We start from the raw sequence: 3,809 nt of genomic DNA on the forward strand, positions 1-3,809 counted from the left end.
ACGATGGGTGCCTGCAAGGCTTGGAGGCGCTTGTTGATGAGGTCGATTTGCTTCGTCGCGTTGTCTACCGCTGAGATGCGGATCGAAAATCCATTAGCCATCGTTCGTCACCTGGGCGCGCTGCGCCTCCGTCATCTTGTTTGCTTGGTCGCGCCACATCGCAAGTTCAGTGCCCGTCAACTCCCAAGCTGCATTCGGTCCTGAGGGCGGCCAGTGGAAGTGAAGGGAGAGCTGAAAGATCAGCTCTCGCCAGTTTCGGGGCCAGGTTCCAAAAAAGCTTCTAGGTACCTGAAACCTTGAGCCAGCTTGCGAATGGGTAGCTGCTCGATAATCTGGCGGCTGTGGCCGCTGACCTTGGAGATCAGGGAGATCTGGTACTTGTAGACCGTATCCGGCGTGTTGCCGTTTCCAATCTCCGCCAGCGCCTGCTGTACCTCGCGAGCCTTGGGCTCACGAAGCACGACACTGCTGACGCTCTTGCCATTCCACTCGATCGGCTCATCAAGCTCGATCTCCAGCTCTGGCAAAAGCTCCTTGGTGTTGGACATCAGAAGATCTCCACCACATCCACGCCTTCGAAGCGAACAGAGAAGGTGCCCTCGGAGGCATCGACCTCCTGGACATCAACCACCCACATCAGCGAGCCGATAACCTGCTTGCCGTTCGCCTGGATCAGCTGAACTGTCGCAGCGGTCATGCCGTTGAAGTCGGCGACGCTGGTGTTGATGTCGCGAATCGTGCAAGCGATGAAGCCTGCAACCGGAAGCTCCTTGTAGCCATGCACGCCGTCGAGGCCAGTCATCGTCTCACGACGCACGCTGCTCGGGCTGTAGGTTAGGCCGTCCACCAGTGCGAAGGACGAACCGTTGATGGTGATGCTGGAAATACCAGCTACGCGCTTTGCTGCCATGTTATTGGTTCCTTGTTATTGGGCACGGCGCACAGCGCCGTGCCAGGTGTCCTTGGTGGATCAGGGCTTGGTAAATTGTACAAGTAGCTTGGTGATGCGCAGCTGGTTGGCCACTGCAATCGGTAGCAAGAGTGCCACCACGCCGTTGCCCTGGTTCTCAGCTACGATGCCACGAGCGAAACCCGCCGCATCCTGTGCAAGTCCAGCGTTAACCTGATTGCGGTACCAGCCGATGACCTCGCCCTTGATGATCTGAGCAGTAACAGTGTTGCTGCCTGCCGGGATGGAAGTGCCATCCTGCACCAGCTTCACACGACCAAACTTCACGGACAGCATGTCCTTGACGTCGCGCAGCAGAACCTGGAGCGTGGCCAGGGTCTCGGTGTCGAGGTAGCTGCTGTCAGGAGCACCAGTGGTGTTCGTCTGGTAGGTGGTGACGCTGCGATCCAGGATTACCTGGCCTGCATCGTTTATGCGGGTAGTAGAGATGCCGTCGAAATACAGGGTGTTGCGCTCAGTCAGTGAGAAGCGAGACTGCTTGGCAGGAGCCTTCACCGGGAGAGCGATGTTCTGAAGCGGTAGTGCCGGATCAGCGGAGAGGCTTTGAGCGCAAACGCCAGTGTAGGCAGCAGCCCAGAGGTACACGGGCTCAGGTGCGTCATTGAAGCCAAGCACGGTCAGGTGCTGATCATTGAGGCCATTGCCGAAGGTGGACAGGTTGCCGACAGTGGCTTCCTTCGCGCTGAACGCATGACCGTATAGCTGTAGGAAGGGGCTCCAACGGCCGACAGTGTCGTTGAGCAGTGTGGAGACTGCGCCAACTGAGGTGCTGTCGGTGTAGGGCGTGCAGATGTAGGCATAGGCGGTATCTGCCAGCGCGGTGAAGTTCAGGACCGGCTCACCAGTTCCAGCGGTGCCAGCACCGATAGCGACAGTCACACCAGTCGGGGTAAACTCGCCAGCAGCCGGGCCGCCGTAGTTGACGCGCAGGTCGATGTCACCGGCTGCGATGCCCTTGTGGCGGGCAGTCACATTCACAACGTTGGTGGAAACGCTGGAGGTGGCCGGAAGGTCGATGGCGGCGTTGATCGCTGCATTGAGTGCAGCAGCCACGGCCGTGTTCGCATCGCCTGCTGCGACGCCAACCTGGATGTTGGTGCCAGCCACGTAGACGTTCAGTGTGCCAGCAGCCGTAGCAGTGCCGGTGATGGTGATCGTGTTGGATGCCTGGGTACCGGCGGCGTTGTCGGCCAGCGGCAGCACGTACACGGTACCGAACGCGTCAGCCTCGCGGTACTTCTTGTACATCAGCGACAGCATGGAGCCGGCGCCAAAGGTGGTGCGTGCCTGATCGTATGAGGTGACGAGCACGGGCACGTTGGCAGTGGCAGTGCCGCTTGCTAGCATCTGGCCGATTATCAGCGTGGGCTGATTGACTGTGCTGGCGTTTGCACGGCTCGGATCAATCTCGCCGTACACGCCGGGTGCGCGCAGCGATGCCGGGATGGTCTTGAAAGTGATGGTCATGGACGACGCCTCCTTTACGGGGTCTTCTTTGTCTTGGCGCCAACAGGCGCGCTCACTGCCGCAGCGTCATCCGCTTTGGCCACCACGTCACCATCAGCGAGGCGACGTAGCCAATACTCAGATTCAGGCACCTCGCGGCCCTCTACGGGCAGCGAAGCGAAAGTTTGTGGATCACGGACGATGAGTCCGCTCTTGGGAATTACGAACATGCGCTGCCCCTGGATGTTTGGAATACCGGTTATTTATCGGGGTAGCGCGATCTGGACGTATGCGCGGTTTATTGGTCGAGAGCCGCGTCAAAGGACCATGTGTTGGCTTCGTTGTGGCCAGTGATGTGCAGGAGCGGTTCGCTAGGCTCCTTGAAACCATCCTGGTCGGTGAGCCAGATGTCTCGGCTGTAGGTCATCTGCCAGCTTAGGCGAGCGCCATCCATGTCAACGAGACTGCCGCCCTCATACTGGAAGCCCTTGGCTTGTCGCTCAGGGTCCATCTTCCAATTTAGCAGTGCCTTGTGAACGGCGTACTTGGTTGCCTCGACACTGATGGTCGCTGTCTGCCCACGCCTTTCCACATTGTCGAGGATAAGCATCACTGACACGCTCTCGGTGACAATCTGCGTGAGCCCGTTGCTATCGGTGTTCCCTTCGGCGTCGTCGGCCATAGGAATCACGTAGGCGCAGGGAGTGGACAGGTAGCCATTTTTCATGGCCTTCTCGTACTCAGCAGCACCACCCACTTGTTTGTTGAGCATGGGGCAGTATGTCTTGAGTTGTGCGATTACCCGTGCGATGTCCATCTCACTTCGTGCCTCCGGTGATGCTGTTCTGAACGGCCTGCTCCAGCTTTGCCCGGATCATGGCTTGCGTCTGCTCAAGTGCGACACTGAGAAAAGGCCGCGGCTCTAGCACGCGCTTGGTTGTCGGCGTGCCACGCTTGTTCCTGCCAGTGCGCTTGCGGCCACCACCACCGACGGCGCCTTTTTCGAGGAAGAGCGCGTAGAACTTGGTGTCTTTCACAGAGACGCTGTCACCCGTCTTGCTGGGACGTACCTTGATGGATGACGCAAGCGCGCCAGTGCGGCTGACAGGCGGTAGACCCGGCTTGCTTTCCTTGCTGCTGCGGATGAGTGACCGTGCCTTGCGGGCTACGATGGCGCCGATTGCTCTCAGAGCTTTGCGTAGGTCGCGCTTGCCATAGACGATGGCGTAGGCCGGGACCTCAATGTCGAGTTTGAACATCAGTAGTCCTCGTGCCGTTCAAGCTCAGCATCCAACACGAGGAAGCGGTGACGGCCCTGCCATTCGCCCACTCGATAAATGCGAAACACCTCCTCGCGGCTGCTGCCATCGGGAAGGATGCTCGTTCGCAGGAT

Annotated in this window: 6 protein-coding genes; all 6 read right to left on the reverse strand. The window is 59.0% G+C overall.

The features are described 5' to 3' along the window. Positions 1–239: 239 nt before the first annotated feature. The 6 genes from Q7A36_RS38760 to Q7A36_RS38785 all read right to left on the reverse strand — a co-directional run bounded on the left by Q7A36_RS38760 (position 240) and on the right by Q7A36_RS38785 (position 3,675). Complete coding sequence (locus Q7A36_RS38760; protein WP_305109132.1) at positions 240–548, reverse strand: phage tail assembly protein; 309 nt, start codon at positions 546–548, stop codon at positions 240–242. Further along, entirely contained in the window at positions 548–910 is a 363-nt protein-coding gene (locus tag Q7A36_RS38765; RefSeq protein ID WP_305109133.1) for a phage tail tube protein, read from the reverse strand. The genes Q7A36_RS38760 and Q7A36_RS38765 overlap by 1 nt, the downstream gene beginning before the upstream one ends. 60 nt (positions 911–970) lie before the next feature. Then, entirely contained in the window at positions 971–2,437 is a 1,467-nt protein-coding gene (locus Q7A36_RS38770) for a phage tail sheath subtilisin-like domain-containing protein (protein ID WP_305109134.1), read from the reverse strand. Positions 2,438–2,451: 14 nt separating this feature from the next. Continuing rightward, positions 2,452–2,646: a DUF2635 domain-containing protein gene (locus Q7A36_RS38775; RefSeq protein WP_305109135.1), complete on the reverse strand. Its 195-nt coding sequence runs from the start codon at positions 2,644–2,646 to the stop codon at positions 2,452–2,454. Between the two features lie 68 nt (positions 2,647–2,714). Then, positions 2,715–3,233: a phage tail terminator protein gene (locus tag Q7A36_RS38780; RefSeq protein WP_305109136.1), complete on the reverse strand. Its 519-nt coding sequence runs from the start codon at positions 3,231–3,233 to the stop codon at positions 2,715–2,717. Between the two features lies 1 nt (position 3,234). Beyond that, a complete protein-coding gene (locus Q7A36_RS38785) occupies positions 3,235–3,675 on the reverse strand; it encodes an HK97 gp10 family phage protein (RefSeq protein ID WP_305109137.1) in 441 nt (146 codons plus the stop codon). Between the last annotated feature and the right edge of the window lie 134 nt (positions 3,676–3,809).

The sequence above is a fragment of the Paracraurococcus lichenis genome, assembly GCF_030657435.1.
Lineage (GTDB): Bacteria > Pseudomonadota > Alphaproteobacteria > Acetobacterales > Acetobacteraceae > Paracraurococcus > Paracraurococcus lichenis.